We start from the raw sequence: 26,697 nt of genomic DNA on the forward strand, positions 1-26,697 counted from the left end.
AAGAGCCCAGACTCCCGCGATCAACCAGCACGAGCACGGCCAACGACCCGCACGCCAGCCCCTCCGACCAGCACGTTCGAAGATGGCGAAGCTTCTCTGAAGTACGAGGTGATGGCGACAGCCGAGGTTCGGTCGTCGCCCGGCTTTGAGTACGGATGGCGACAGCGGGTGTGCACCGGTTCGGAAGGCACTCGCCCCGGAGCTGGGGTCGGTGTGCCCGAGAACGGGAGGCACCCCCCCACGTCGGCCTCGGGGTGGTGCACCGGGCTCGCGGCAATCCGTTCGCGTGGCGTTTGCCCGGCCGCGTACGGTCTGCGCATGACGAGGACCACGCCAGCCAGACCGGTGTCCGTGGAGGCCACGTTCCCGGAGCTGGCCCGCTACCGGGCCCAGACGACCCGGTTGCACCCCAGGCCGGGGCGGCCCGGCATGCACGACAGTCACGTCGGCGGGCCGATGCTGTGGCCGGAAGACGAACCATGGCCGCTCTGCCACGAGCCGCACCAGCGCGAGACCGAGGGGTATGCACCGGAGGAGATCCGCAGCGCCCGGGCCGCAGGTGTCTGGCCGCCGAGCCGGCCATGGCCCCACACAGGAACGCCTGGAAAGGACGGTCCAGTGCCCTTCGTGGGGCTGGCCCAGTTCTTCCACCGTGACATCCCGGGCCTTGCCTGCGGACCCGACGGCGCGGATCTGGTGCAGCTCTTCCGCTGCCCCTTCACCCACGGCCCGTACCTGGAGCGCCGCTACCACCTGCGGTGGCGACGGGCACGGGAGACCGAGCGCGCGGATCTCTTCCTCGGCGCTCCGCCCGAAGTGCCCCTGCTTCGATGGGAGCACGAACTCCCCGAGCCGTGTGTCCTGCACCCGGAAGAGGTGGACACCTATCCCTGGGCGGAGGACGACACGCTGCCCGCCTCGCTGATCGCGCGCATCGACGCGTGGGACGACGCCCAGGTGGCGGAACACGGCCCCGACGCTCCCAGCTACCAGTACGACCTGTCGATCCCTCCCGGCTGGCGCGTCGGTGGCTTCCCCAGCTGGGCGTCGACGGGCCCGATGGCCATCGACTGCGCGTCCTGCGCAACCCCCATGCGGCTGCTGCTGACGGCCGAGGGCTACGAGATGGACGCCGGCTCGCACAGCTGGGTGCCCCTGGAGGACCGTGACCCGACCCTGAGGGGAAGGCGTCGATCCGGGGCGGCCGATCCGTCGCCCAACCCACTCGGCTCCGCTTCGGCCGGGACCGGGACCTGCACGTCTTCATCTGCCCGGCCGACCCCGGACACGCGCCCCAATGGGTGCTCACCTAGGGCGTTTCGCGGCGAGGGACCAGGGGCGACTCCTAGCCCCCTGAACGGCTGGTTCGTGCTCGGCTTCGTCGGCGCCCTGCTGACCACGGCGGCTGCGGTCGCCCTGCACCTGCCCCTCGGAGGGGCACCACGCGCTGCTCGCGACGGTGGCCGCCCTGGTGCTGTACGTCGCGGCGATCGGGGTCACCCGCGCGGTCGACATCCCGCTGAACGACGAGCTGGCGAAGGCGGGTTCGCCGTAGCGGATCGCCGACCCGGCGGCGCTGCGCGGCCGCTTCGAGGCGCGGTGGGTGCGCTTCAACGTGCTGCGCGCGCTGCTGTGCACGGCCGCGCTGGGGTGCCTGACCTGGGCCCTGGTCCTCAACGGGCGGAGCTGACAGTCATGTTGGAGTCGGGCCGGTCCGGGCGCACTGTCCGGGCCTGCCCTTCCGCGTTCGCGGGCCTTCCGGCCGGCAGCTGATCAGCAGAGGGTCGCGAAGCCGTAACCGCGGGCCTTGAGGGTGGACAGGATCGTGGGCAGTGCCGCGACGGTCTGGCTGCGGTCCCCGCCACCGTCGTGCAGCAGGATGACCGAGCCCGGGCGGACGTTCCGCAGCACCCGCGACTGGATCGCCCCCGTCCCCGGCCGGGACCAGTCGGCCGGGTCGACGGACCAGAGCACGACCTGCTTGCCGAGCGCCGCGGCCCGGGAGCGCACCGTGCCGTTCACCGCGCCGTACGGCGGGCGCAGGCACTTCGGCGCGTGGCCGGTCTGCGCTCGGATGACCCGATCGGTGTCGCCCACCTGGGAGTTGAAGGAGGAGGCGGAGAGCCGGCGCAGGTCCGGGTGCGACCAGGAGTGGTTCTGCACGCTGTGGCCCTGGCGGGCGACCTGCGCGGTGAGAGCGGGGTGGGCGGCGACGTTCTCGCCGATCTCGAAGAAGGTCGCGTGAACCCCGTAGCGGTTGAGGATCGAGAGGATCCTCGGGGTGTAGGCGGGGCTGGGGCCGTCGTCGAAGGTGAGGTAGACGACCTTGCCGCCCCTGGCACCGGCCGCCTCCGCCGTCTCGGCGGGCACCGCGACCGCCGCTCCCGCCACCAGCGCGACGGCGAGGGCGCCGATCGCGGTCCGCATCCTTCCGACTCCCCTGCGTCCAACGGGTCGTACGGCCATGCCTGCCCCCTGACGTCGGAACTGCCGTGTACCGGCCAGTCTGCGCCGAAGGCTGCCGAGGTCGCGACCCACTCGGGGGCGAAAGGGGGTGAAATCGGCCAGCTGGAAGGCGGGTTGACCGAAGCCGGGCAGGGCTGGTGCCCCGGGCGGGTGAGCTCGGCGGGTTCCACCGGGGACTTCAAGTCCGCTGCGGGGCGTAAAGGGTGTGGCGGAGCGGCGACGGGCGACGCTATGCTCCCCGGCGATGAACACTTTCGCTGATCTCGGATCGGAGGTCTCGTTCGCGCAAGGTGAGTGCTGATGCTCACCCACACCGCGAACGGGGACGACTCCCGTCTCTCCTTCTGGCGGCGCGTACGCGAGTACGCCGTGCCGCCCTCCATGATCGAAACCGCCACCGCACGCCGACTGTCCGGCGACTGGGCCGGGGCCTGCGCCGCCGCCAACGTCGAGATCGACTTCCAGCTGCACCGTGTCACCCGCACCCACGGCCGTGAGCTCGCCGACCGGCTACGGGGTGATCTGCGCTGCCTGGCACCGGAGTTGCTTCGATGGCACCTGCCGAGGACAGCGCCCGACGGGCTGCTGCGCGCCGGGCTGACCGTGCCGCTGGCCCGGTACCCGGGCGAGCGGCCGGTGCACCTGGTGGTCCGCACACCCCCCGCCTGGGCGGAATTCGGGCAGCGGATCAGCCTGGCGCTCTGGGACGGTTCCGGCGCTGGCCCGGCTCCGCATCCGCGTCCGCGCCCCAGCCGCCGGTTCCGCCTCGACCTGCACCGACACCTCTGGGACACGGGCCGCAGTGGGGAGTTGGCGCTGCGCGCCGGCGTCGGCCCGCCGACCGACGAGCCGGAGGACGGACCCGGCCGGTACGGGCTGCACCATGCCGTCGACCGCTGGGCCGCCGAGGCAGAGGTCCTGCTGCGTGCCGAGGGGCGCCCGGCCGGGCCGGTCGCGGTCCGCCTGGAACACGGCCGGCGGCTGCTCCTCACCCCGAACGGGCTGGACGGGCCGGCCGAGGAGGTCGTCGGCGACCTCCGCTCCCTGCCGCTACTGCCCGACGCGGCGACCTGGGTGCTGCCTGACATCGACCTGCTGCGCAGCGGGGCGATCGAGCCCGACGGCTTGCATCCGCTGGTGGCGGCCGCGCTGGCGCCCGGCTACCGAGCCGACCGGGACCTTCAACCGCCCGCCGACCAACGGCTGGTGGAGTGCCGCGGCGCCCGACACCGGATCGCGGTGGTCGACGGGGTACTGACCGCGCTCGACCACGATCCGGCCCAGCTGCGTCGCGAGGAGCTGCTGGCCGCGCTGTCCGGCACCCCGCTGCCGTGCCTGCGCGCGATCGACCAGGCACACCGTGACCCGGCCGAACTGGCCGATGTGCGCGAGCGGTTGAACCACGGCGACACCGCCGGGGCGCTGGCCGTGGTGGAGGGCCTGCTCGGCCCCCAGGCGGCGCTGCGCGACGGCCCGCTGCGGGAAGAACTCGCGGCAGCGGCGGAACGCCGGGTCGCCTACGGCCTGTACCGGGCCGGTCTGACCATCGACCAACGGGCCAAGGCGGTACAGAGCGGGACCTCCTACGTCCTCTACCGGGCAGGGGGCGTGACCCGCTCCCGGATCAGCGCCTACCCGTTCCCTCGTCGTCCTCGCACCGCCACTCGCTGAAAACCCGCTGAAAACCGTCCGCAACCCCCTGCCTTCCGACTTCCCAAGGTGATCACTCATGCCCACATCCATGCCCACACCCATGCCCACCCCCGCCCGACTCGACGTCGCCCGCCAACTGCTCGACCTGCTCGGCGACACCCGCACCGAACCCCGCCCCGACGACCAACTGGAGGCGCTCACCCTCGCCGTGGCCGCCGACCTGCCCGTCCTACTCTGGGGCGAGCCGGGCATCGGCAAGACCGCCGCCCTCAACCAGCTCGCCGAGGCCCTGGACCTGCCGCTGACCACCGTCATCGCGAGCGTCCACGAGCCGTCGGACTTCTCCGGCCTGCCCATCGTCGGCGACGACCCGGCGCAGCAGGGTGTCCCGCTGGCCCCGCCGGACTGGGCGGTGCGCCTGGTCCGGGCCGGGCGCGGACTGCTGTTCCTGGACGAGCTGTCCACCGCGCCGCCCGCCGTCCAGGCCGCGCTGCTCCGGCTGGTCCTGGAGCGGCGCATCGGCGCGCTCCAACTCCCGCCGGGCGTAAGGATCGTGGCGGCCGCCAACCCTCGTTCCTCGGCAGCCGACGGGTGGGAGCTGAGCCCGCCGCTGGCCAACCGGTTCGTCCACCTGCAGTGGGTGCACGACCACGAGGTAGTGGTGCGTGGCCTCGGTGGGGTGTGGCCGGTCGCCACCCTTCCGCAGCTCGATCCGGCGGAGCTGTCGGCGGCGGTCGCCTTCGCCCGCCGAGCGGTTTGCGAACTGCTCACCGTCCGACCGGAGTTGGTGCATCAGCTGCCCACCAACGAGACCAAGCGCGGCGGCGCCTGGCCGTCCCCGCGCAGCTGGGACATGACGCTGCGGCTGATCGCCTTCGCCACCGCCGCCGGCTCGTCCCGGGAGGTGCTGTCGCTGCTGGTCCGGGGCACGGTCGGGGACGGTCCGGGGCTGGAGCTGATGGCGAGCATGGACCGGATGGACCTGCCGGACCCGGAGCAGCTGCTCGCCGACCCGGCGGGCGCGGTGCTGCCCGAACGCGGGGACCTGCGCCAGGTGGTGCTGGACGGGGTGGTGGTCGCGGTGCGCAACCGGCCGGAGCGGGCGCGGTGGGACGCCGCCTGGGCGGTGCTGGTGCGGGCGATGGAGACCGGCGCGCCGGACGTGCTGGTCGTCCCGGCGACCACGCTGGCCTCGCTGCGCCGGGAGGACTGGGAGGTCCCGGCGGCGATCGAGCACCTCGCCTCGACGGTGGCCCTGTCCCGGCGGGCCGACCGCGCCGCCGTCCGCGTCGCCGCGCGGACCGACGTGACGGCCGGCCGATGAGCGCGGGCGCGACGCCGCCGGGCGTCGGCGGGACGACCGGGCTCGCCCCCACGCCACGGGACCTCGCCCGGAGGGCCAGGCCCGCCGCCCCCACGCCTCTGGACGTCGGCAGGCGCAGCGGCCCGGAGGCCGACGGGCCGAACGCCGCCACCCCCGGCCTCGGCACGCTGGACCTCGACAAGCTCTACGCCGCCCGGCTGCAGGCCGTCCGGGCCCGCCCCTACCTGGCGACGGCACTGTTCGCCCTGCACCTGGTGGAGTCCCGGCAGGTGCCGACCATGGGTGTGGACCGCTACTGGCGCTGCTACGCCTCGCCGGGTTTCGTCGACCGCACCCCGGTGGAGGACCTCGCCTCCATCTGGGTGCACGAGGTGTCCCACCTGCTGCGCGACCACCACGGGCGCAGCGACCGCCTTGCACGCGAGCTCGGGCTGACGGGCCCGGCGGACCGCCTGCGGATGAACATCGCCGCCGACTGCGAGATCAACGACGACGCGTTCGGGGACGGGCTGGTCATGCCGGCCGGCGCGCTGACGCCCGCGCTCCTCGACCTGCCGGAGGGGGAGCTGATGGAGGACTACCTCCGCGGCTTCAGCTTCGACCTGCGGCGGCCGGGCCTGGCCTGGCTGGACTGCGGCAGCGGCGCCGACGGCGTGGACCGCGGGTGGGAGCTCGGCCCGGACGGCGCCCACGGCCTGACCGCCCAGGAGCAGGACGCCGTCCGCTTCCGGGTCGCCGAGGGCATCCGGGGCCGCCCCGGGAACACCCCGGCGGGCTGGCGGCGCTGGGCCGAGGAGGTGTTCCACCCGCCGCAGCCGTGGCGCCAGCTGCTGGGTGCGGCGATGCGCTCGGCGGTGTCCGGGCCGGGCGCGGGCGGGGACTACAGCTACGGCCGCCCGGCCCGCCGCTCGGTCGGGCTGCCCGGCGTGGTGCTGCCGAGCCTGCGTCGGCGCCCGCCCCGGGTGTCGGTGGTGGTCGACACCTCGGGGTCGGTCTCCGACCGGGAGCTGGGCAGTGCGCTGCTGGAGGTGGCGGCGATCGGTCGGGCGGTCGGCGGCCGCCACGACCAGGTCACCGTGCTGTCCTGCGACGCGGCCGCGCAGTCCGTCGGCGCGCTCTGCCAGGCGGCGGGCATCCCGCTGGTCGGCGGCGGCGGGACGGACCTGCGGACGGGCTTCGCGGCCGCGCTGCGGACCCGACCGCAGCCGGACGTCGTAGTGGTGCTGACGGACGGCCAGACGCCGTGGCCGGCGGTCGCGCCGTCGTGCCGTACGGTGGTCGGTCTGTTCCGGCGGCCGAGCCGGTACAACGAGAACAAGGGCGAGTACCGGCCGGACGCGCCGCCGGAGTGGGCGCGGGTGGTCACCATCGGGTGAGCGGTGCCGGCCCCGTGCACGACAGAAGGAAGAAAGCCCCGTGAAGACGAACAGCCCGGAGCAGCACCCCGACGAGCACGCGCGGTTGGCGCGCTACCGCCGGGCGTTCGCGCAGGTGGCTCCGGAGCATGCGGCCGGCCTGGTGGCGCGGGTGCTCGCCGATCCCGACCGCGCGATGGCGAGCGGCGCGGTGTGCGAGTATCTGGACCGACGGGCGGCGGAGCTGCTGACGGACCCGGGGTTCTTGGCCTGGTGCCGGGAGCTGGCCGAGGCGGCGACGGCCGACGACTTCGCCGTACGGCGCCTGCGCGAATGGGCGCTGCTCCGGGCGGTGGCCCTGGGCGAGCCATGGGAGGAGCGGCAGTTGCTGGCGGCGTCGGACTGGCTCCAGTTGCACGCCGCCGAGACGTCGCCGGCCGGGTCGTGCCTGAGCGTCCTGGCCGAGGCGGGGCGCACCCGGCGGATCCGCAACGTCGCGGCCTCCCGGCTGCGCGGGCTGCGGTAGCCGGGCGGAGGAGCCCGAAGGACCCCTCCGCCCGGTCACGCGCAGCTCAGCCCACCATGGCCGCCAGCACGCTGCGCCAGTCCTCCCCCGGCTCCGGCTGCAGCGCGGCCGCCAGGGTCTCGGCCCGGTAGTGCCAGGGGCGCCGCAGCTCGGGGTCGGCGTCGGGGCTCGGCTCGACCGCGCTGCCCGATCCGAGCAGCCGGATCAGCTCGGCGCTGAACTCCGCCCAGGACACGTGCCCGTTGATCGCGTTGACGATCCGACCCGCGGCGGGGCTGTCGGGCAGGGCGCAGGCGGCGAGGGCGCGGGCCAGGGCGGCGGAGTGCACCCAGGCGGCGCCGTTCCACTCGCTCTCCCCGTCAACTCCCGCGGCGGGCAGGAGGATCGGCCGGCCGGTCAGGGCGGCCTGGTAGAGCTCGCCGGTGGAGCCCCAGCGGAGCTGGTCGCGCAGGCGCTGGTGCGGCCCCCAGACGATCGGGGCGCGCACCACGGTGGCCGGGCCGTGCCCGGTGGCCTCGGCGGTCTCGAACAGCATCCGCTCGCAGTCCAGCTTGGCCTGCCCGTACGCGGTGACCGGCGCGCCGCTGGGGCCGCCCTCGGCGACGTCGGTGTCGGACGGCCGCCCGTACGCGTCGATGCTGCTGACGAAGACGAACGGGCCACCGGACCAGCCGTCCAGCAGGGTCCGCATGGCGGCCACGTCGGTCTCGTGCTCGGTGAAGGTGCAGGCGGCGTGGATGACGGCGTCCACGCCCTTGACGGCGCGCTGGAGGCTGTCCAGGTCGGCGAGGTCACCCTCGGCGATCTCGGCGCCGTGCAGCGCGGGCAGGTGAGCCGACTCCGGGCGGACCAGGACGCGTACCGGCCGCCCCTGGGCCATCAGTTCCTGCAGCACCGCGGCACCGACCCCGCCGGTGGCGCCGGTGAGCAGCACGGTGCCGGTGCGGGGCTCAGCCGTCGTGCGGCCGCCGGCCTGCGCGACGGCCGCGCGGCGCTCCTCCTCGCGGGCGGCGAGCAGGGCGGCGAGGGCGCGCGGGGTGCGGTGCTCCAGGATGTCGAGGCCGGTGAGCGGCAGCCCGACGCGGGTGCGCAGGCGTTCGGCGAGTTGGACGGCGACCAGCGAGTGGCCGCCGAGGGCGAAGAAGTCGCCGTCGGCGGGCGGGACGCTGCCGAGCAGTTCGCCGAAGGCGGTGCGGACCAGGTCGAGCGGGCCGGTCTGCTCGACCACGGGCGCAGCGGCCAGGGCACCGGGCAGTCGGCCGCGGTCGACGCCGCCGTCCGCGCCGCGCGGGATCCGGTCCAACAGGGTGACGGCGAGCGGGAGTTCGTCCGCCGCGACCGCGCGCCGGAGCCGGGAGCGCAGGTCGGTGCCGGTGGGGGCGACCGGTCCGCGCACCACCGCGTAGGCGAGCGGCGGGCCGTCGACGGCCTCGACGACGGCCGCGTCGGCCACCCCGGGGTCGGCCAACAGCGCCTCCAGCACCGGGTGCTGGTCGGCGGACACCAGGAGTTCGCCGGGCAGCTCGGCGAGCGGAACCTCCGCGTCCTCGGCCACCGCCCGGAGCACCGCGGCGAAGGCCTCGACCAGCCGGGCGGCCGTGGCCTGGTCCAGCGCGGCCTGGTCGTGCTGGACCAGGCAGCGCGGCTGCGGGCCATCCTCCAGCACCAGGGTGAGGTCGAACTTGGCCAGCCCGAGGTCGAGTTCGACGACCTCTGCGTCGAGCCCGGGCAGGGTCAGCGGCGCCGAGGGCTGGAGGAGGTCGCAGCTGACCGACAGCAACGGGGTGCCGTCGGCGCCGCGCGCCGCCGCGCCGAGGCGCTCGACCACCAGGTCGAAGGGCACCTGGTGGTGCTGCTGCGCCTCCAGCAGGGCGCCGCGCACCAGGGCGAGCGCGTCGGCGAAGGACTCGCCCCCGGTGAGTTCGGCCCGCACCGCGAGGGTGTTGACGCCCAGGCCGACCGTACGGCGCAGCTCGGGCCGGGCGCGCTGGCCGCTGGCGCAGCCGAGGGTGAGGTCGTCCTGGCCGGCGGCGGTGCGCAGAGTGGCGAAGGCGGCGGCCAGGACGACGGCGAACAGGGTGGCGCCGTGCCGGGCACCGAGCCGGCGCAGGCCTTCGACGGTGGCGGCGTCGAGCGGGGCGGCGTGCAGGGCGGCACGCCGGTCGCGGGCGCCGGGCGGGACGGGCCGCAGCAGCGGCAGCGGGCGGGCGCCGGCCAGGTCGGCGGCGCGGGCGTCGGCGGCGGCGGTGAGTTCGGCGTCGCGGGCGCGCTCCTGGCGGGCGTACTCGTCGTACGGCATGCCCGGCGGCGGGAGTTGGGGCTCGGCGCCGTCGCGGGCGGCGGCGTACAGTGCGGCGAGGTCGGCGGCGAGGACGGGCAGCGATCCGCCGTCGACGGCGATGTGATGGATCGTCAGGATCAGGGTGTGGTCCTCGGGCCCGTGTCGCAGCAGCAGGGCGCGCAGCACCGGGCCGGCGGTGAGGTCGAACGGCCGGGCGGCCTCTTCGAGGAGTTGCTCGGCACCCGCCGTGTCCAGGCCGACGCCCGCCACGTCCACGACCGGCAGCGGCACCGGGCCGGCCGGCTCGATGTGCTGGTACGGCTGCTCGCCGCGGCGCGGGTAGCGGGTGCGCAGGGCGGCGTGCCGCTCGGTGAGCCCGGTGAGCGCGGTGGCCAGGGCGCCGGCGTCGAGCGGCCCGCGCAGCCGGGTGGCGAGCGGGACGTTGTAGAGGGCGCCGCCCTGGCCGAGCTGCTCCATCAGCCACATCCGCTGCTGGGCGTGGGAGAGCGGGGCGGGGCCGGTGTCCGCGGTGGTCGGCCGGTCCGGCGTGAGGGCGGTGCGGCGGTTGCGGGCGCGGCGCAGCAGGTCGTTCTGGTCGCTGGTCATCGCTGGGCTGCTCCTGGGGTGTCGTCGGCGGCCCGCAGGGCGCGCTCCAGTAGTTCGGCCTGCCCCGCCACGGTGGGGTGGTCGAGGAAGTCGGCGAGGGAGAGTTCGATGCCGAGGTCCTCGCGCAGGTCGTCGACGACCCACATGGCGAGCAGGGAGTGGCCGCCTTCGGCGAGGAAGTCGGCGGCCGGGTCGGTGATCGGGCGTTCCAGGGCGCGGCTCCAGGCCTCGGCGACGACCTGCTGGATCGGGCTGAGTCCGGCTTCGGCTGGGGCCTGCCCGGCCGCGGAGGGGTCGGGGGCCTCGGCGAGCGCCCGCCGGTCGACCTTGCCGGTGCCGGTGAGCGGCAGCTTGCCGAGGACGGTCCAGGCGGTGGGCACCAGGTGGGCGGGCAGCCGCTCGGCGAGCCGGGCGCGCAGGGTCTCGACGGCCGTTCCGGCGCCGTCGGCGAGGACGAGGCAGGCGGTGAGCGCGGCGTCGGCCTGTCCGGCGCGGCGGACCACCACGGCGGCCTCGGCGATCTCGGGGAACCGCAGCAGGGCGTGCTCGACCTCGCCGGGCTCGATCCGGAAGCCGCGGACCTTGACCTGGTCGTCGGTGCGGCCGTGGAACTCCAGGACGCCGTCGGGCCGTTGGCGCACCAGGTCGCCACTGCGGTAGGCGCGGCCGTGGTCCTGGAGGTCGCGGAAGCGCTCGGCGGTCAGCTCGGGCCGGTTGAGGTAGCCGTGGGCGAGCCGCTCGCCGCCGATCCACAGTTCGCCGACCGTGCCGGGTTCCACCGGCGCGAGCTGCTCGTCCAGGACGAGGGTGCGGGCGCCGCCGAACGGCCGTCCGATCGGGATGGCTCCGGCCTCGCAGTCGGCGGGGGTGACCCGGTGGGTGGTGGTGAAGGTGGTGGCCTCGGTGGGCCCGTAGACGTTGTGGAGCTCCAGCCAGGGGAAGGCCCGCAGCACGGCGCCGGCGTGCTCGGGGGCGAGCGTCTCGCCGCCGACGGCCACGGTGCGCAGCACGCCGAAGATCCGGGACTGCCGGGCGGCCAGGTGGTGGAAGAGCGCGGTGGTGAGGAGCAGGACGGTGACGCCGAACCGCTCGACGTCGCGGACGAGTTCCTCGGCGGTGGGCCGGTCGGCCGGGGAGACGGCGATGGCGGCGCCGTGGACGAGCGGGGCCCACAGTTCGAAGGTGGCGGCGTCGAAGGAGGGGGTGGCGTGGAGGAGCACCCGGTCGCGCGGGCCGACGGCGATCGCGTCGGGGGCGGTGACCAGGTCGGTGACGGCGCGGTGCGGGACGACGACGCCCTTGGGGCGGCCGGTGGAGCCGGAGGTGTAGTAGAGCAGGGCGGGCGCGTCCGGCTCGGCGGCGTCGGGGACGGCGCCTCCGGTGGCCTCGGTGCCGCGCTCGGTCAGGACGAGGGTGCGCTCGGCGGGCAGTCCGGCCTCGGCGAGCAGCGCCTTGTCGCCGAGGACGAGCCGCGCGTCGGCGTCGGCGGTCATCTCGGCGATGCGCGGGCGCGGGTAGCCGGGGTCGAGCGGGAGGACGACGGCGCCGGCCCGCCAGACGGCGAGCTGGGCGACGACGTGCCGGGTCGAGCGGGCGCAGAGCAGGCCGACGGCGCTGCCGGGGCCGATCCCGCGCGCGGCCAGCACGGCGGCCAACCGACCGGAGGCGTCGAGGAGTTCGCGGTAGGTGAGGTAGGTGTCGCCGTCGGTCACGGCGAGGGCGGTGGGGTGCTGCTCGGCCTGCCCGGCGATCAGGGCGGGGAGGGTGAGGAGGGCGGGCGTCATGGCGGGTTCCCTTCCGGGCGCCCCGGCGGTGAGGCCGGGGCGCCGCTGTTCAGGACAGGAGGTACTGCGGGTCAGCTGAGCGCGGCGCTGGGCATCCGCTCCTCGACCAGCTTCGCGATCGCCCGCAGGTCGGGCTGGCGCAGCACCAGGGGGGCGCGCAGCCGCACGCCGTACTCCCCTTCCAGGGCCTCCAGCAGTCGGGCGGCGGCGAGCGAATTTCCGCCCGAGTCCAGGAAGTTGGACTCCGGGCCGAGCTCGGCACGGCCGATCAGCTCGCGGCAGAGCTTCAGCACGGTGCGCTCGACCGGGGTGTCCCCGTCCTCGACGGCCGCCACCGGGGCCGGCGGCGCGGCGGCGAGCAGCGCCGCGCGGTCCACCTTGCCGTTGGCGTCCAGCGGGTAGTGCTCGACCAGCCGCACGGTGGACGGCACGGCCTGCTCGGGCAGCCAGGGCCGGACGGCGTCCAGCAGGCTCGCGGGTTCGGCGTCCTCCTCGGTCTGCACGAAGGCGAGCAGCCGTACGCCGCCGGCGGCGGCCGTCTCGGCGGCGACCACGGCCCGGCGCACCCGGGGGTCGCGTTCGAAGGCGGCCTCGACCTCGGCTGGTTCGATCCGCACCCCGCTGACCTTGACCTGGTCGTCCAGGCGCCCGTGGAACTCCAGCACGCCGTCGGCGCGCATCACCACCCGGTCGCCGGTGCGGTAGACCCGGTCGGTGCCGTCCACGCCGGGCGGCACCTCGACGAAGCGGCGGGCGGTCAGCTCGGGGTCTAGGTACCCGGCGGCCAGGCCCCGGCCGCCGATCCGCAGTTCGCCGGCCGTGCCTCTGGGCACCGGGCGGCCCTGCTCGTCGCTGACCAGCACGACGGCGCCGGGGATCGGCAGTCCGATCGGCGGCGCGCCGGCGCCGTGGTCGCCGCCGGGGGCCATGGTGTGCACGGTGGTGACGACGGTCGCCTCGGCCGGGCCGTAGCCGTTGTGGACGGTCGCCGTGACCTCCGGCCCGGCGGCGCGGCGCAGCCGGTCGCCGCCGATGAACAGGTGGCGCAGCGCCAGCCCGGCCGGCCAGGGCCGGGCCAGGATCGGCTCGGCCAGCGGGGTGGGCAGCAGGCAGGTCGTGATGCCGGCCTCGCGCCACCAGTCGGTGAGCGCGCCGGAGTCCCAGCGGACGTCCTCGGGGGCGACGACCAGCGTCGCGCCGGAGGCGAGGGCCGCCCACAGTTCCAGGAGGTGCGGGTCGAAGGACACGCCGATCAGCAGACTGTGCCGCTCGCCGGGGCCGAGGCCGGTCAGCTCGCGGTACCACTGCAGCAGCGCGCCGAGCGCCGGTTCGGTGACGGCGACGGCCTTGGGGGTGCCGGTGGAGCCGGAGGTGAGGACGGCGTAGTAGGTGCCGACGGGCACGCTGACCTGCTCGCCGGGCGTCAGGGCGGCCAGCACGCCGCCCGTGGGCAGGTCCAGCTCCAGCCGCTCGCCGCCGGAGGGCAGCACGGCGGCCTCGCCGACCAGGCAGACCGGGCGCAGCTGCTCGGCGACGGCCTGCAGGCGCTTCTCGCCGGGGCGCGGGCCGAGCGGCAGGTGGACGGCGCCGAGCTTGGCTATCGCCAGGGTGACGGCGACCAGTTCCACCGAGTGGCCGAGGCAGACGCCGACCAGGTCGCCCTCGCCGACCTTGCCGCGCAGGGCCTCGGCGACGGTGTCGGCGAGGCGGTCGAGTTCGGCGTAGCTGTGGGTGTGCTCACCGTCGATCAGGGCGGGCGCCTGCGGGGTGCGGTGCGCCCAGCCGGTGAACAGGTCGAGGACCGCGCCGTCCTGGTGCGGACGGCCGTACCCGATGCTCAGGGATTCCATCATCGTCTCCAGATGCGTGCGTAATAACCGTCAGTTCAGGCCCATGGAGCGGGCGATGATCACTTTCTGGACCTCGGAGGTCCCTTCGATGATCGTGGTCATCCGGACGTAGCGGTACAGGAATTCCAGCGGGTGGCCGCGCACCCAGCCGGTGGCGCCGTGCACCTGGAGCGAGCGGTCCACCGCGCGGACGGCGGTCTCGGAGGCGGTGAGCTTGGCGAGCGCCGCGTTCTCGGGCGACTCGGTGCCCTCGTCGACCAGCCGGGCGCAGGCGAGGGTGAGCAGCTTGGAGGACTCCACCTCGGCGCGCGTGGTCACCAGGTGCTCCTGGACGTGCTGGTACTCGCCGATGACCTTGCCGAAGGCGCGCCGCTCGCGGGCGTACTCGACGCCGGCCTTCAGCGCGTACTCGGCGATGCCGTTGCACATCGCGGCGACCACCAGGCGGCCGCGGGAGAGGCTGTCCATGGCGAGGGCGGTGGCCGCCCCGATGCCCTCCTCGCCGCCGATGACGGCCTCCGGGCCGACGGTGACCTGGTCGAGCAGCAGCTCGAACAGCGGCTCGCCGGACATCCCCTCGTACCGCTGGCCGATCCGCAGGCCGGGCTGGTCCATCGGCAGCACGAAGGCGGTGGCCCCGGTGGTCGGCCCGGCGCCCTCGCCGAGGTCGGTGGCGGCGACCACCAGGGCGATCCCGGCGTGTTCGGCGTTGCTGACGAAGGTCTTGCGCCCGTTCAGCACCCAGGTGTCGCCGGTGCGCACGGCGGTGGTGGTGAGGTGGAACGCGTCCGAGCCGGCCTGCGGCTCGGTGAGCGCCAGGCAGCGGGTCTGCTCGCCGCGCACCAGCGGGACGAGGTGGCGCTCGACCTGCTCGGGGGTGCCGTGCCGCAGCAGCGGGCTGGGGCCGTCGGAGCCGGCCAGCGCGTACGGGGCGAGCACGCAGCCGCTGCGCCCGGCGGCGTGGTGCAGCAGCACGACGGCGGTGAACGGCATGTCGGCGCCGCCGAGTTCCTCCGGGTAGTCGCCGGCGTAGAAGCCGAGCGCGGCGGAGCGCTTGCGGACGTAGGCCCGCAGGTCGGTCGGGACCTGGTCGGCGGTCTCGGGCAGCTCGGCGGCGAGCGGCACGAGTTCGCGGCGGATGAAGCTCTCGAAGGCGTCGACGAGTTCGCGGTGGCCGTCCTCCAGGACGGCGGAGGGCGCGGTCACTTGGCATCTCCGGCGAGGACGCGGGCCTGGTCGGCCAGCACGGCGTGGCGGAACAGGGTGCGCAGCGGCGGGCGGCTGCCCAGGTGCGGTTCCAGGTAGGCGGCGAGCTGGGCGGCGAGCAGCGAGTGGCCACCGACCTCGAAGAAGTGCGAGTCCGCGGTGAAGCGGTCGTGGCCGAGCACCTCGCGCCAGGCGGCGGCGATCAGCTCCTGGCCGGGGTCGGCGAAGGTGCTGGGCGCGCTCTCCGGCTCCTCCTGCGGGGTCGCCTCGGCCAGCCGGGCGAGGGCGGCGCGGTCGGGCTTGCCGCCGGGCAGGGTGGGCATCGCGGCGACGGCCGTCCAGCTCGCCGGGACGAGTCCGCCGGGCAGCCGGCGGGCGAGCGCGGTGTGCAGGGCGGCCTGGTCGGGGCGCTCGGCGCCCTCCAGGAAGCCGAGCAGGCGGGGGCCGGTCTGCGGGTCGGTGTGCAGCACCACCGCGCAGGAGCGGCCGCCGAGTTCGGCGGAGGCGGCGGCCTCGATCTCCTCCAGCTCGATCCGGTGGCCGCGCAGCTTGACCTGGTTGTCGGCGCGGCCGAGGAAGCGCAGTCGGCCCTCGGTGTCGCGGTAGCCGCGGTCGCCGGTGCGGTAGACCCGCAGGCCGCCGAGCGCGGGGACGGTGCTGAAGCGGGCCGCGGTGGGCTCCGGCAGGCCGGCGTAGCCCTCGGCCAACAGGTCGCCGCTGACGGCGAGTTCGCCGACGCAGCCGTACGGGAGCGGGCGCAGCGTCTCGTCCAGGACGTGCAGGCGCACGCCGTCGAGTTCGGTGCCGAGCGGGATCTCGCCGTCCTCGGTGACGTCGGCCGCGCTGACCTGGTGCACGGTGGAGGTGACGGTGGCCTCGGTGACGCCGTACGCGTTGAGCACGGTGGTGGCCTCGGTCAGTCCGGCCAGTGCCCGGGCGGGCAGCCGTTCGCCGCCGAGGACGAGCAGCCGGGGCGTCCAGCGGCCGTCGCGCAGCGCCTCTCGCAGGTCCTCGCGGACGGCGAGCAGGTAGCTGGTGGGCAGGTTGGCGACGGTGACGCCGCGGGCGGCGAGCACGGCCACCAGCTCCGGGCCGGTGGGCACCTCGCGCTGCGGCACCACCAGGGCGGCGCCGGCCGCGAGGGCGGGCAGCACCTCCTCCAGTGCCACGTCGAAGGACGGCCGGGCGAACAGCAGGACCCGGTCGGCGGAGGTGAGTTCGTAGCGGGCGGTGATCGCGGCGACGTACCCGGCGAGCGCCTCGCGGCCGACCAGGACGGGCTTGGGCACGCCGGTGGAGCCGGAGGTGTGGATGATGTACGCGGCGCCGTCCAGGACGGCGGCGGGCTCGGCCTTCGGGAAGGCGGGGCCGTCCAGCAGCGCCGGGGTGACGCCCTCGGCGGGCAGGGCGAGCGCGCTCTGCCGGGTGGCGAGGACGAGCGCGGGGGCGAGCCGCTCCAGCAGCAGGCCGAGCCGGGCGGCCGGGTCCTCGGTGGACAGCGGCGCGTAGACGGCGCCGAGGCGCAGGCAGGCCAGCAGGGTGACCACGCTGTCGGTGCCGCGCGGCAGCACGGCGGCCACCGGCTGGCCGGCGGTGACCCCGGCGGCGCGCATCCGGTCGACCAACTCGCCGACCCGGCGGTCGAGTTCGCCGTAGGTGACCCGCTCGGTGCCGGCCAGCAGGGCGAGCGCGGTCGGGTCCTGGGCGGCGGCCGGGTCGAGTCCGGCCGGGGTGACCGGGGCGGCCGGCTCGGCCTGCGGCGCGGGGGCCAGCTCGGCGAGCACCGCCTCGGGCCGGTCGAGGTAGCGGCGCAGCAGCTCCAGCAGGCGCTCGGAGAGCAGCACGGCCTCGGTCTCGCCGAACAGGTCGGCGTCGTAGTCCCAGATCAGGGTCATCCCGGCGGCGCCGTGCTTCTCGCCGACCACCCGGCGGTCGTCGGGCAGCAGCACCAGGTCGAGGTCGAAGCGGGTGGTGCCGGTGTTGAAGCCCTCGTACAGCGAGACGTCGAGGCCGGGCGCCTGGACGTCGGGCAGCGAGGCGTCGTGGGCGCTGAACATCACGTTGAACAGCGGGTTGTCGGCGCCGCCGGTGTGCAGCCCGAGCCGGCGGGTCAGCTCCTGCACCGGCAGGTCCTGGTACGGCAGGGCGCGCATCAGGACGTCGGTCACCTCGTCCACGGCGTCGGTGCCGGAGGCGGTCGGGTCGAGCCGCAGGCGCAGCGGCACGGTGTTGACGAACATGCCGACGGTGCCCTCGAAGCCCTCCGGGCGGTTGCCGACGGCGGTGCCGACGGTCACCTCGCGGTGGCCGCTGTGCCGGCGCAGCAGCTCGGCGAACAGGGCGAGCAGGGTGCTGAACGGGGTGTGGCCGTCGGCCTTGCTGCGTTCGCGCAGCCGCTCGGCGAGGTCGGCGCCGATCGACTGGCGCAGCTGCCCGCCGCGGTGGCGGCGCTCGACGCCCGGCCGGGCCAGCCCGGGCAGGGTGACCTCGCGCGGGGCGTCGGTCAGCTCCCTGGTCCAGAAGGCGAGGGCGCGCTCGCGGGCCTGCGGGTCGGCCTCGGTGCGGGCGTGCTGCTCGTAGGAGGGGGCGGTGGCCAGCTCGTAGGGCTGGTCGAGGACGCGGGCGCGGTAGACGGTGAACAGGTCGCGCAGGAAGATCGCGAAGGAGTGGCCGTCGTGGACGAGGTGGTGCTCGACGTGGATCAGCCGGTGGTGGTCCTCGGCGAGGCGGACCAGGTGCCAGCGCAGCAGCGGCGCCCGCTCGGTGTCCAGCGGCTCCTCGGCCTCGGCGGCGAGCAGCCGGCGGAAGACGGCCTCCGGGTCCGACTCGGCGGTGAAGTCGCTGTGCCGCAGCACGGGTTGACAGTCCTCGGCGACCCGCTGCCCGGGGATGCCCTCCGGCCGGGGCACCAACTCCAGCCGCAGGCCCGGGTGCTGGGCCAGGACGGCGGCGAGCCCGGTGTGCAGGGCGTCCCGGTCGAGGGTGCCCCACAGGTCGAGGACACCGGTGAAGTTGTAGGCGCGACTGCCCGGCTGCATCTGCTCGTGCAGCCAGACGATCTCCTGCGAGGGAGAGAGTGCGAACATGGATGATTCCCTTGTGTGGTGGGCGTGTTGGCACTGCGGTGGCCGGGTGCGGGGGTGGGGGTGGTCCCGGGTACGGCCGGGGGGATCCGGGCCGCACCGGGGTGAGGGTGCGACCCGGGGTCCTCGGGAAGTGTGGTCTGAGAGGCCGGGGGCCCTGAGCGGGCCGGGGTCTAGGCGAGGTGGCGGCGCAGCACGGCGAGCAGGTCGCCGAAGGCGGCCTCGGCGTCGGCGACCGGGAAGCGCTCGCTGTCCCAGGCGAGGTGCACCGTCAGGTCGTCGCCGTGGGAGGCGGAGACGGCCAGCGGCGCCGCGAGCGGGCGACCGGCGAGGTGGACCTCCCGGCCGGGCACGCCGCCGAGCAACAGGGACGGGCGGCGCTGGAGGTCCTCGAAGGTGAGCATCGCGTCCAGCGCGCCCGACCAGGGGGATCCGGCGGCCCGGGCGGCCCGGACCACCTCGTCGAAGGGGGTGCCGGCGTGGTCGAGGTCGTCCCACCAGTCGTCGCAGAGCGCCTCCAGGTCGGCGGCGGGTTGCGGAGGCACGGCGTGGACCAGGGTGTTGAGGAAGCAGCCGAGCGCGGCGGGCGCGCCGGGCGGGCGGCCGCCCCAGGGGTAGCCGAGGGCGAGCGGGCCGTCCGTGCGGTGCAGCCGCCGGGCGGCGGCGCCGACGGCGTCCAGCAGGGCGGGGAAGAGGGCGCTGCGGGCGCCGCTCTCGACGGCGGGCAGCCGCTCGGTGAGCAGGCCGGCGGTCTTCGCGGCGCCGCCGCCCGCCCCGGTCAGGGCGCCGAGCCGGCGCCCCCAGTGGGCGCGCGCGGCGGGCCCGGCGGCGGCCTCCTCGGCGGCCAGCTGGAGTTCGACGGCCTCCCGGAAGGCGGCGACGGCCTGCGGGCCGGGGGCGGAGGCGGGCGGGTCGTCCCGCCGGTAGGCGTCGGTGAGCTCGCCGACGAGCGCCCCGATCGACTGCTCGTCGCAGGCCGCGTGGTCCAGCGCGAGGGCGAGCAACTCCTCGCCGCCGTCGGGCTCCCGGGCCACCAGCAGGCGCAGCGCGGGCCCGTCCAGGGGCCAGTCCAGCAGCGCTTCGCGCAGCGCGCCCTCGGCGCCGCCGCCAGCGGCCGCGGCGACCCGGGCGACCTCGACCGAGGGGCCGCCGGTGCGCAGCACGGGTGTGCCGCGTACGGTCGCGAAGGCGCCGCACAGCGCCGGGTGGCCGGCCGCGACGGCGGCGGCCGCGCGGCCCAGCCGGTCGAGGTCGAGGGTGCCACCCGGGAAGACGAAGAACAGCGGGGCGAGGTCGGATCGGGTCTGCGGCGCGAGCCGGCGGGTGATCAGGAACCGCCGCTGGGCGCCGGTCAGCGGGAGCAGCTCCACCGGGGATTCGGCGGCGGCGGAGCGGTACCGGGCGAGGTAGGCGGCGGTGATGCTGGCGTGCACGGAACGGTCTCCGGTTTCCGGTGTCGGCTCGGGTCAGGGGGTCAGGGGGCGGTGGGGCACGCGGAGGGGTGCTCGGCGTCCTGGGCGTCCTGGACGTCCTCGGCGGCGTCCTGGGCCTCGCGGGCGGTCTGGGCCTCCCGGGCGGTCTGGGCCTCCCGGGCGTTCTGGCCGTCCGCGCCGGGTCGGCCGTCCGCGGTGTCCACGGCCCGGGGCCCCGTCGGCGCCGTGGGCAGCTCGCGCATCCCCCGCAGCGGCGACAGCAGCAGCGGCACCGGCACCAGCAGGAAGCCCGCCGCGCACAGCCACAGGGCGGCGCGCGGGCCGGCCCAGTCGGCGACGAGCCCGCCGCCGAGCGCGCCGATCGGCATGGTGCCCCACACCAGGAAGCGCATGGTGGCGTTCATCCGGCCGAGCAGCTCGGGCGGGCAGACGCTCTGCCGGAAGCTCACCTGCGCGACGTTGTAGGCCACCGCGCCGAACAGCACCACGCCCGAGGCGAGGCCGAACAGCAGGGCGCCCGCCGCGCCGCCGGACAGCGGCCACAGCACCGCGAAGGGCGCGGTCACCACGGTGGCCAGCCAGATCAGCCGGGCCTGCCCGACCCAGCGGGACAGCTGCCCCGCGCAGAGCGCGCCCGCCAGCCCGCCGACGGCGGAGGCCGACAGCAGGGCGCCGATCGCCCCGGGCGACAGGTCGAGCACCCGGACCCAGAACACCGTCTGGACGGCCATCAGCACGGCGGAGAACAGGTTGGACGTGGCGGTGGCCGCGGCAATGGCCCGCAGCAGCGGGTGGCCGAGCACAAAGCGCACGCCCTCGGCCACCTCGGCGCGCAGCGAGCGCCCTGGCTCCGGCTCCGGCCGCGGCTCCTCGACCCGGATCCGGGCGAGCAGCAGCGCCGAGGCGAGGTAGCCGCAGGCGTCGGCGACGATGGCGATCGGCGCGCCGAGCAGCTGGACCAGCCCACCGCCCAGGCCCGGCCCGGCGATCTGCGCCGAGGAGCGGACCGTCTCCAAAGCGCCGTTTCCGGCGACCAGTTGTTCGCGCGGCAGGACGGCGGGCAGGAAGGACTGGTGGGCCACGTCGAAGAAGACCGTGGCAACCCCGGTGACCAGCGCGACCAGATAGAGCTGGGGCATGGTCAGCACCCCGAACGCCGCCGCCGGCGGGATCGAGCCCACCGCGAGGCAGCGCACCACATCGGCGCGGATCAGCACCGGGAGCTTGCGCATCCGGTCCAGCCAGGCGCCGGCCGGCAGCCCGACCAGCAGGAACGCGGCGGTCTCGGCGGCGGTGAGCAGACCGACCTCGAACGGGGTGGCGTCGAGCACCACCACCGCCACCAGCGGCAGGGCGACCAGGGTGACCTGACTGCCCGTCTGGGCCGCCGCGGCTCCGGTCAGCAGGAGCCGGAAGTCGCGGTGGCCGAACAGACGGGCCTGGCGGGGGTGAGGCTTCTCGTTCATCAATGCGACTCTCGGTCACACATTCGACACTGGGCAAGCACCTGGTCCGTTTCCGGACGAAGCGCGGGTCGGCCGGATCCCGCCACTGCCGTGACCGACCCGTGCGCCTCCCCTACGAGCCCTTATGCCCCGGCTACGATCCGGCGCGCGGCCGTCACCGCCCGTCGGCCAAGGCATCACGGCCCACCCGGGCACCCGGACGGGCTCCCGACCAGGGAGTCCATTTCGTCGTCCGATATTCGGACACTCGCTTTCCGGCCACCGGAGTTCGCCGCTCAACTTGGCCGGAATCCATGAAGTAGGCAGCTTCCGTAACCCCACCGTGATATCGGCGTGACCGTCCAGAGCCGTGACCGGCCACCCGGGGGCGCGCTACCCGTCGGCCGCGGCCGCTCCCCCGACCTCTGGTCCGGCTGGCCCCGCCCCTGGCCCCGCCCCTGGCCCCGCCCCTCATCCGGCCCCTGTTCCCGCCCCGGTTTCGGCCCCTGTTTCGGCACCTGTCTCAGCCCCGCGCCGGGTCACCGCGAGCACCGCCATGTCGTCGTCGCGCGGCCCGCCCGTCCACCGGGCCACATCCGCCACCAGCGCGTCCACCGCCTCCCGCGCCCCGGCGAACGGCCCGAGCGGAGCCAGCCCGCGCACCGGGTCGTAGAACTCCCCCGCCGCGTCCCGCGCCTCGGTCACCCCGTCGGTCACCAGGAGCAGCGTGCAGCCGGACGGGAAGGCCCTGGTCTCCACCTCCGGCCGCGCCACCCCCAGCACGCCCATGCCCAGCGGCAGCCCCGGATCGGCCGCGTCCCACCGGCTCACCGTCGGCCCGCCCGCGCCCAGCAGGTACGGCCCGGGGTGGCCGCAGTCCAGGGTCCGCGCGACGGCCTCCCCCGGCGGGAACTCCACCAGCAGCGCCGTGATGAACCCCTCCAGCCGCAGTTCCTCACCCAGCGCGACGCTCTCCCGGACCAGCGTGCGCTCCAGCGCGTCCGCGAGTGCGGCGAGGTCCGGCTCCCGGTGCGCGTCCTCCCGGAACGCCCCGAGCAGCACCGACACCGCCCCCACGGCGTGCAGCCCCTTGCCCCGCACGTCCGCGATCAGCACCCGCACACCGTACGGAGTGGCCTGCAGCGCGTACGCGTCCCCGCCGATGAGCGCCTCGTCCTGGGCAGCCCGGTAGCAGGCCGCGACCTCCAGCCCCGCCACCCGCCCCGGCGGCTCCGGCAGCACCGCCCGCTGCGCCGCCTCCGCCACCGACCGCACCCGCGCCAGCCTGCGCCCGTGCCGGGCCACCACCCGGTTCACCCCGACCCCGAGCAGGGCGGTGAAGGCGGTGTTCACCAGCTCCAGGTAGCCGTCCTGGGTCCCGGCCGACCCGTCCCGCAGGGACAGCACCAGGATCCCGGTCACATTCGCCACCCCGACGGCGACGGTGTCGCGCAGCGTCAGCAGCGCTCCGGACAGCACGGCGGCCGCCGCCAGCAGCGGATCGCCCCAGTAGTCGGCCGGATCCAGCGAGTTCCACACCAGCCCACCGATGATCAGCAACCACGGCGCGATCCGCACGTACGGCGGCCACTGCACGGACTTCGGGGCCATCGGCCACCTGGCTTCCGTCTCATGCACCCAGCAGGAGGCTCTTTCGATCGTAGGCACCGGCGGCGGCGGGGCGCAGGGTGGTGGGGCTGGGAAGGCGGCTCCCGGGAGGCACTCACCGAGTCCCGCCGAGGCCCGGTCCTCATTCCGCTCGTCGCGATCGGGGTGAACCCGCTCAGTGGAGCCGGCACCTCCGCCGTACCGGGCTTGCCTGCCGCCATCGCAGCGCGTCAGCGCGTGAACCGATCCGCCCCCCGCCCCGACAGCAACCCTGCCGGAACCCGCCGCCCGTAGGCCACCAGCAGCAGGTGCGCCGCGCACCCCTCCACCGGCAGCGGCCCCTGCCCGTACGACCAGCCCGTGTCCGTGGCCCGCAGCCGCACGCCCTCCAGCCGGGCGCCGAAGAAGCGCAGGCTGCGGGGCGAGACCGCGCCCAGTAGGGCGGCGGCCCGGGGCAGTGGGAGGCGCGGGGGCAGGCCGAGGGCGACGGTGACGTCGAGGCCGTGGACGGCGTCGTGGGCGAGGGCGGCAATCCGGCCGCCGGCCGGGGGCCGCCAGGGGTGGTCGGCGTGCTCGGCCAGGGCGGCGGCGAGCCGGGCTTCGCTGAGAGCGGCGGCGTCGCGGCGGGCGATCCGGTCGGCCATCCGGTGGACGTTGCCGCCGGAGCGGGTGAGCTCCCAGACCGTCCGCGCCGTCGAGTGCCGGAAGCCGGTGCTCATGTGCGCGGCCACCTCGCGGACCCGCCAACCCGCGCACAGCGAGGGCGAGTTCCACTGCTCGGCGGTGAGGCCGGCGAACACCTCGGCGAGTTCCCGTCGTTCCGCCGCGATCTGCTCGCGGATCCACCCGATGCCATGCTCCTGCTGCACACTGTTCATGCTCCCCAGCCTGCGGCCGGGCGCGCCCGCCCGTCCAAGACCGAGTGGTTCTGCCACCTATGATCAACAGTTATGGAACTCCGGCAGCTCCAGTACTTCGTCACCGTCGCCCAGCACGGCAGCTTCACCCGCGCGGCCGAGCTGCTGCACCTGAGCCAGCCCGGAGTGAGCGCCCAGATCCGCCGGCTGGAACGGGAGTTGGGCCACCAGCTGCTGGACCGTTCGGGCCGCTCGGTGCGGCTGACCAGGGTCGGCGAGGCGGTGCTGCCGCACGCGCGGGCCGCGCTCGCCGCGGCGACGGCCGCCCGGCGGACGGCGCAGGACTTCGACGGCCTGCGGCGCGGACGCGTGCGGCTCGGCATGGTCGCGGGCGCGGCGCTCACCCCGCCGCCAGCCCTGGGCCCCTTCCCCGGGCTGGCCACCACGCTCGCCGCCTTCCGCCAGGAGCACCCCGGCATCGACTTCTCGCTCGCCGAGGACACCACCACCCGGATGCTCGGCTGCCTGCGCGAGGGACGGCTGGACCTCGCCGTGATCGGACTGCCAACCGCCGCGAGCGGGCGGGCGGGCGACGACGGCTGGACGGCACTGTCCGGGCTCGCCATGCACCCCGTACTGGAGGTCCCGCTGGTCGCGCTCTGCCCGGCGGACCATCCGCTCGCCGCTGCGGACGGCCCGCTGCCGGTCGCCGCGCTCGCCGGGCACGCGCTGGTGAGCACGCCGCGCGGCACCGGTCTGCGGACGGCGCTGGAGCGGGCCCTCGCCGAGGCGGGGGCGACCCCGACCGTGGCCGTCGAGGCCGCCGCACCACCGCAGTTGGCCGAACTCGCCGCGCACGGGCTGGGCGTGGCGGTGCTGCCGGATCCGGGGGCCGCCGCCGGACTGCCGGTCCGACGGCTGACCGACCCGGTCCCCCGGGTGCGGATCGCACTGGTCTGGCCGACCGGGCGGCCACCGGCACCGCCGACCGCCGCTCTGCTGGCCCACCTGCTCGCCGCCTACCCGGGCCTTTGACGAGCCGCTACCGGAGCCCGTGACGAGTTGCTATGCGGCCGCCGCCGCGCCGTCGCCGATGTGCAGCACCGCGGACGCCCCTGCGAAGCTCGCCCGGTCGAAGGAGTACCCGTGCTGCGGGGCCGTGTCCGAACGGGCCACACCCTCGCCGGGTGTCGGCGGCTTCACCAGGGCCCAGGCGGCGTCCGACCGCTGCCCCATCAGCGCCTCGTACGTCCCCGGAGCCGGCTCGGCCAGCCCCAGCGCTCCGCTGCGCCCGAGGCTGCCGGCGACGAACAGGTACCGCTCCCCCAGCAGCGGGCCGACGATGCGACCCGCGCCGTTCCAGCGGCAGTCCAGTTCGCCCCCGGCCCAGGCGCTCGGGGCCTGCTGGAGGTGCAGGTTGTGGGCGAACACCAGGGTCGGCCCGCGCTCGGCCTCGGCCGATCGGATGTCCAGCAGGTTCTGCGCCATCAGCGCGTCCCGCAGCCCGAGCAGGCCGGACACCCGGTCGCTCAACCCGAGGCCCTGGACCGCCGCCTGCGCGTGGTAGCGCAGCAGCCCGAGCCCGGCCTGCAGCTGCGTCCGGGCCCGGAGCCACTCGGTACGGGAGCTCTCCACTATCAACTCGGCTGCCCGAAGGTAGAGTTGGGTCAGCAGGTCGTCGGCGATGCGGCGCAGCCGGGCGGCCTCCGGTGCCTCTCCGGGCGAGCTCGCCGCGTCCAGCACCGCCTGCTCTCGGCTCCAGCGCTCGTCCTCCCCGGCCAACGCGGCGATGTCGAGGTCGAGTTGGAGGTAGTCGCGGGCGTGTTCGAGGTAGCCGCGCGGGCTGGGGGCCATGGTGTTCTCGGTCGGGATGTCGAAGCCGTGGAAGGCCAGCCGCTCGGCGGGTTCCCGGTCGCGGTTGAACTCGCGCATCCAGGCTACGAGTTCGCGATTTCCCGGCTGTGCACCGAAGCCGTGGGTGAAGCCGTCCAGTGCCGCGTCGAGGGTGCCCACGCCGTGCTGGACGTAGTCGTCCACGGCGAGCGCGGCCACCCGGTCGGTCTCCAGCGCGATCGAGCGGAAGCCCCGCTCGACCAATCGGGCGAATAGCCGGTTGCGGATCCGCCCGAAGGCCGGTTCCTGGTGCGTCGGCTCGCCGAGCGCCAGCAGTTCGCAGGAGGGGGTGAGGAAATCTCGAATGTCCTGGCTCATGGACCTCAAGCGTATCCTTGAAGGATCGGTTGAGACTTTCGCCGAGTCCACCCGAGGATTTCCGCCAGAACTCTCAAACAGGAGGACATCGCCGTGCGCCCCGCCGACCTCGCCCGCGAGCACGGCATCTCGACCCAGGCCGTGCGCAACTACGAACGCGACGGCTTCCTCCCGCCCGCCGAGCGCACCCCCAGCGGCTACCGGATCTACACCGAGCTGCACGCCGCCGCCCTACGGGCCTTCCTCGCCCTCGTCCCCGCGCACGGGCACGCGCTCGCGGGCTTGGTCATGACCGCCGTGCACGCCGACCGCCCGGACGAGGCACTGACCGCCATCGACCGGGGCCACGCCCAGCTGCTGCGCGACCGGGAGACGCTCACCGCCGTCCGCCGGGCGGTCGACCACCTGTCCGCCGCACAGGCCCCCGCCGAGACGGGCGGTGCGCTCCCCGGCCCGCTCAGCATCGGCGAACTCGCCCACCGCCTCGGCGTCACCGCGGCCACCCTGCGCGCCTGGGAGGCCGCCGGCATCCTCGCCCCGCCCCGCGACCGCGCCACCGGTCACCGCCTCTACCGCCCCGAGGACACCCGCGACGCCGAACTCGCCCACCTGCTCCGCCGCGGCGGCTACCCGCTGGCCCACATCGCCACCGTGGTACAGCAGATCCGCACAGCGGGCGGGACGGACAGCCTGGCCGAGGCCCTCGACGGCTGGCAGCGCCGCCTCACCGCCCGCGGCCGGGCGATGCTCACCGCCGCCGCCCGACTGGACGCCTACCTGGGAACCACCTTCAGCGGAACCACCTTCAGCCGACCGTGACCCGCAGGTTGGCCGGCAGTTCCGAACCGTCCGCCCGGACGGCGAACACCCGCCCGCTGCGGTGCCGGCAGGTCACCGCGCCGGCGTGAGAGTGCACCTGCAACAGCGAGTCGGTCACGCCGGGCACGACGGCGGTGAAGGCCGCCCGGACGCGCCCCCGACGGTGGCCCGCAGGCCGGTGCTGCCGGAC

At 75.5% G+C, this 26,697-nt stretch carries 18 protein-coding genes; 6 read left to right on the forward strand and 12 right to left on the reverse strand.

The genetic code is table 11. The features are described 5' to 3' along the window. Positions 1 to 1,773 precede the first annotated feature (1,773 nt). Positions 1,774 to 2,427, reverse strand: a complete 654-nt coding sequence (locus ACIG5E_RS22250; RefSeq protein ID WP_396535794.1) for a polysaccharide deacetylase family protein — start codon at positions 2,425 to 2,427, stop codon at positions 1,774 to 1,776. Between the two features lie 339 nt (positions 2,428 to 2,766). Between ACIG5E_RS22250 and ACIG5E_RS22255 the strand changes: the two genes are divergently transcribed. From ACIG5E_RS22255 to ACIG5E_RS22270, 4 genes are read left to right on the forward strand one after another with little or no spacing between them, the layout of a single operon-like run. After that, complete coding sequence (locus ACIG5E_RS22255) at positions 2,767 to 4,137, forward strand: hypothetical protein (RefSeq protein WP_396535796.1); 1,371 nt, start codon at positions 2,767 to 2,769, stop codon at positions 4,135 to 4,137. A 58-nt stretch (positions 4,138 to 4,195) separates the two neighbouring features. Beyond that, positions 4,196 to 5,443, forward strand: a complete 1,248-nt coding sequence (locus tag ACIG5E_RS22260; protein WP_396535798.1) for an AAA family ATPase — start codon at positions 4,196 to 4,198, stop codon at positions 5,441 to 5,443. Then, the gene (locus tag ACIG5E_RS22265; protein WP_396535800.1) at positions 5,440 to 6,819 is read left to right on the forward strand and encodes a VWA-like domain-containing protein; all 1,380 of its coding nucleotides are present in this window, start codon (positions 5,440 to 5,442) and stop codon (positions 6,817 to 6,819) included. Before ACIG5E_RS22260 ends, ACIG5E_RS22265 begins: the two co-directional genes overlap by 4 nt. A 40-nt stretch (positions 6,820 to 6,859) precedes the next feature. Continuing rightward, entirely contained in the window at positions 6,860 to 7,324 is a 465-nt protein-coding gene (locus ACIG5E_RS22270; protein WP_396535802.1) for a hypothetical protein, read from the forward strand. 46 nt (positions 7,325 to 7,370) lie between these two features. Here the strand turns inward: ACIG5E_RS22270 and ACIG5E_RS22275 are convergent, their stop codons facing one another. From ACIG5E_RS22275 to ACIG5E_RS22315, 9 genes are all read right to left on the reverse strand, one after another. After that, positions 7,371 to 10,211, reverse strand: a complete 2,841-nt coding sequence (locus ACIG5E_RS22275) for a condensation domain-containing protein (protein WP_396535804.1) — start codon at positions 10,209 to 10,211, stop codon at positions 7,371 to 7,373. Further along, entirely contained in the window at positions 10,208 to 11,995 is a 1,788-nt protein-coding gene (locus tag ACIG5E_RS22280) for a non-ribosomal peptide synthetase (RefSeq protein WP_396535806.1), read from the reverse strand. The genes ACIG5E_RS22275 and ACIG5E_RS22280 overlap by 4 nt, the downstream gene beginning before the upstream one ends. A gap of 71 nt (positions 11,996 to 12,066) precedes the next feature. Next, on the reverse strand, positions 12,067 to 13,845 hold the full coding sequence (locus ACIG5E_RS22285) for an amino acid adenylation domain-containing protein (RefSeq protein WP_396535808.1): 1,779 nt from the start codon (positions 13,843 to 13,845) through the stop codon (positions 12,067 to 12,069). Between the two features lie 30 nt (positions 13,846 to 13,875). Beyond that, a complete protein-coding gene (locus ACIG5E_RS22290; RefSeq protein ID WP_396535810.1) occupies positions 13,876 to 15,051 on the reverse strand; it encodes an acyl-CoA dehydrogenase family protein in 1,176 nt (391 codons plus the stop codon). Further along, positions 15,048 to 18,137, reverse strand: coding sequence for an amino acid adenylation domain-containing protein (locus tag ACIG5E_RS22295; RefSeq protein WP_396535812.1), 3,090 nt, complete (start codon positions 18,135 to 18,137; stop codon positions 15,048 to 15,050). Before ACIG5E_RS22295 ends, ACIG5E_RS22290 begins: the two co-directional genes overlap by 4 nt. A gap of 170 nt (positions 18,138 to 18,307) precedes the next feature. Beyond that, positions 18,308 to 19,567: a non-ribosomal peptide synthetase gene (locus tag ACIG5E_RS22300; RefSeq protein WP_396535814.1), complete on the reverse strand. Its 1,260-nt coding sequence runs from the start codon at positions 19,565 to 19,567 to the stop codon at positions 18,308 to 18,310. A 41-nt stretch (positions 19,568 to 19,608) separates the two neighbouring features. After that, positions 19,609 to 21,033 (reverse strand): MFS transporter, encoded by a 1,425-nt coding sequence (locus tag ACIG5E_RS22305; protein ID WP_396535816.1) that lies wholly within the window; start codon positions 21,031 to 21,033, stop codon positions 19,609 to 19,611. Positions 21,034 to 21,483: 450 nt separating this feature from the next. Next, positions 21,484 to 22,623 (reverse strand): PP2C family protein-serine/threonine phosphatase, encoded by a 1,140-nt coding sequence (locus tag ACIG5E_RS22310; RefSeq protein WP_396535818.1) that lies wholly within the window; start codon positions 22,621 to 22,623, stop codon positions 21,484 to 21,486. Positions 22,624 to 22,850: 227 nt separating this feature from the next. After that, positions 22,851 to 23,498, reverse strand: coding sequence for a maleylpyruvate isomerase family mycothiol-dependent enzyme (locus ACIG5E_RS22315; protein ID WP_396535820.1), 648 nt, complete (start codon positions 23,496 to 23,498; stop codon positions 22,851 to 22,853). A gap of 72 nt (positions 23,499 to 23,570) precedes the next feature. Between ACIG5E_RS22315 and ACIG5E_RS22320 the strand changes: the two genes are divergently transcribed. Next, positions 23,571 to 24,512 carry a LysR family transcriptional regulator gene (locus ACIG5E_RS22320; protein WP_396535822.1) on the forward strand — a complete coding sequence of 314 codons (942 nt, stop codon included), beginning with the start codon at positions 23,571 to 23,573 and terminating at the stop codon, positions 24,510 to 24,512. A gap of 30 nt (positions 24,513 to 24,542) precedes the next feature. On the opposite strand, the gene ACIG5E_RS22325 is transcribed toward ACIG5E_RS22320, so the two are convergent. Next, positions 24,543 to 25,688: an erythromycin esterase family protein gene (locus ACIG5E_RS22325; protein ID WP_396535824.1), complete on the reverse strand. Its 1,146-nt coding sequence runs from the start codon at positions 25,686 to 25,688 to the stop codon at positions 24,543 to 24,545. A gap of 93 nt (positions 25,689 to 25,781) precedes the next feature. Between ACIG5E_RS22325 and ACIG5E_RS22330 the strand changes: the two genes are divergently transcribed. Continuing rightward, on the forward strand, positions 25,782 to 26,507 hold the full coding sequence (locus tag ACIG5E_RS22330) for a TioE family transcriptional regulator (RefSeq protein WP_396535826.1): 726 nt from the start codon (positions 25,782 to 25,784) through the stop codon (positions 26,505 to 26,507). Here ACIG5E_RS22330 and ACIG5E_RS22335 read toward each other — a convergent pair. After that, the gene (locus tag ACIG5E_RS22335) at positions 26,494 to 26,634 is read right to left on the reverse strand and encodes a hypothetical protein (protein ID WP_396535828.1); all 141 of its coding nucleotides are present in this window, start codon (positions 26,632 to 26,634) and stop codon (positions 26,494 to 26,496) included. The genes ACIG5E_RS22330 and ACIG5E_RS22335 overlap by 14 nt on opposite strands. Positions 26,635 to 26,697: the final 63 nt, after the last annotated feature.

The organism is Kitasatospora sp. NPDC053057, from assembly GCF_044546945.1.
GTDB lineage: Bacteria > Actinomycetota > Actinomycetes > Streptomycetales > Streptomycetaceae > Kitasatospora.

Excerpts from the sequence above, each read along its gene's own strand:
- ACIG5E_RS22280 (WP_396535806.1), bottom strand. The coding sequence starts at position 11,995 with ATGACGCCCGCCCTCCTCACCCTCCCCGCCCTGATCGCCGGGCAGGCC.
- ACIG5E_RS22275 (WP_396535804.1), bottom strand. The coding sequence starts at position 10,211 with ATGACCAGCGACCAGAACGACCTGCTGCGCCGCGCCCGCAACCGCCGC.
- ACIG5E_RS22320 (WP_396535822.1), top strand. The coding sequence starts at position 23,571 with ATGGAACTCCGGCAGCTCCAGTACTTCGTCACCGTCGCCCAGCACGGC.
- ACIG5E_RS22325 (WP_396535824.1), bottom strand. The coding sequence starts at position 25,688 with ATGAGCCAGGACATTCGAGATTTCCTCACCCCCTCCTGCGAACTGCTG.
- ACIG5E_RS22255 (WP_396535796.1), top strand. The coding sequence starts at position 2,767 with ATGCTCACCCACACCGCGAACGGGGACGACTCCCGTCTCTCCTTCTGG.
- ACIG5E_RS22305 (WP_396535816.1), bottom strand. The coding sequence starts at position 21,033 with ATGAACGAGAAGCCTCACCCCCGCCAGGCCCGTCTGTTCGGCCACCGC.
- ACIG5E_RS22310 (WP_396535818.1), bottom strand. The coding sequence starts at position 22,623 with ATGGCCCCGAAGTCCGTGCAGTGGCCGCCGTACGTGCGGATCGCGCCG.
- ACIG5E_RS22260 (WP_396535798.1), top strand. The coding sequence starts at position 4,196 with ATGCCCACATCCATGCCCACACCCATGCCCACCCCCGCCCGACTCGAC.
- ACIG5E_RS22315 (WP_396535820.1), bottom strand. The coding sequence starts at position 23,498 with ATGAACAGTGTGCAGCAGGAGCATGGCATCGGGTGGATCCGCGAGCAG.
- ACIG5E_RS22295 (WP_396535812.1), bottom strand. The coding sequence starts at position 18,137 with ATGTTCGCACTCTCTCCCTCGCAGGAGATCGTCTGGCTGCACGAGCAG.
- ACIG5E_RS22250 (WP_396535794.1), bottom strand. The coding sequence starts at position 2,427 with ATGCGGACCGCGATCGGCGCCCTCGCCGTCGCGCTGGTGGCGGGAGCG.
- ACIG5E_RS22285 (WP_396535808.1), bottom strand. The coding sequence starts at position 13,845 with ATGGAATCCCTGAGCATCGGGTACGGCCGTCCGCACCAGGACGGCGCG.
- ACIG5E_RS22265 (WP_396535800.1), top strand. The coding sequence starts at position 5,440 with ATGAGCGCGGGCGCGACGCCGCCGGGCGTCGGCGGGACGACCGGGCTC.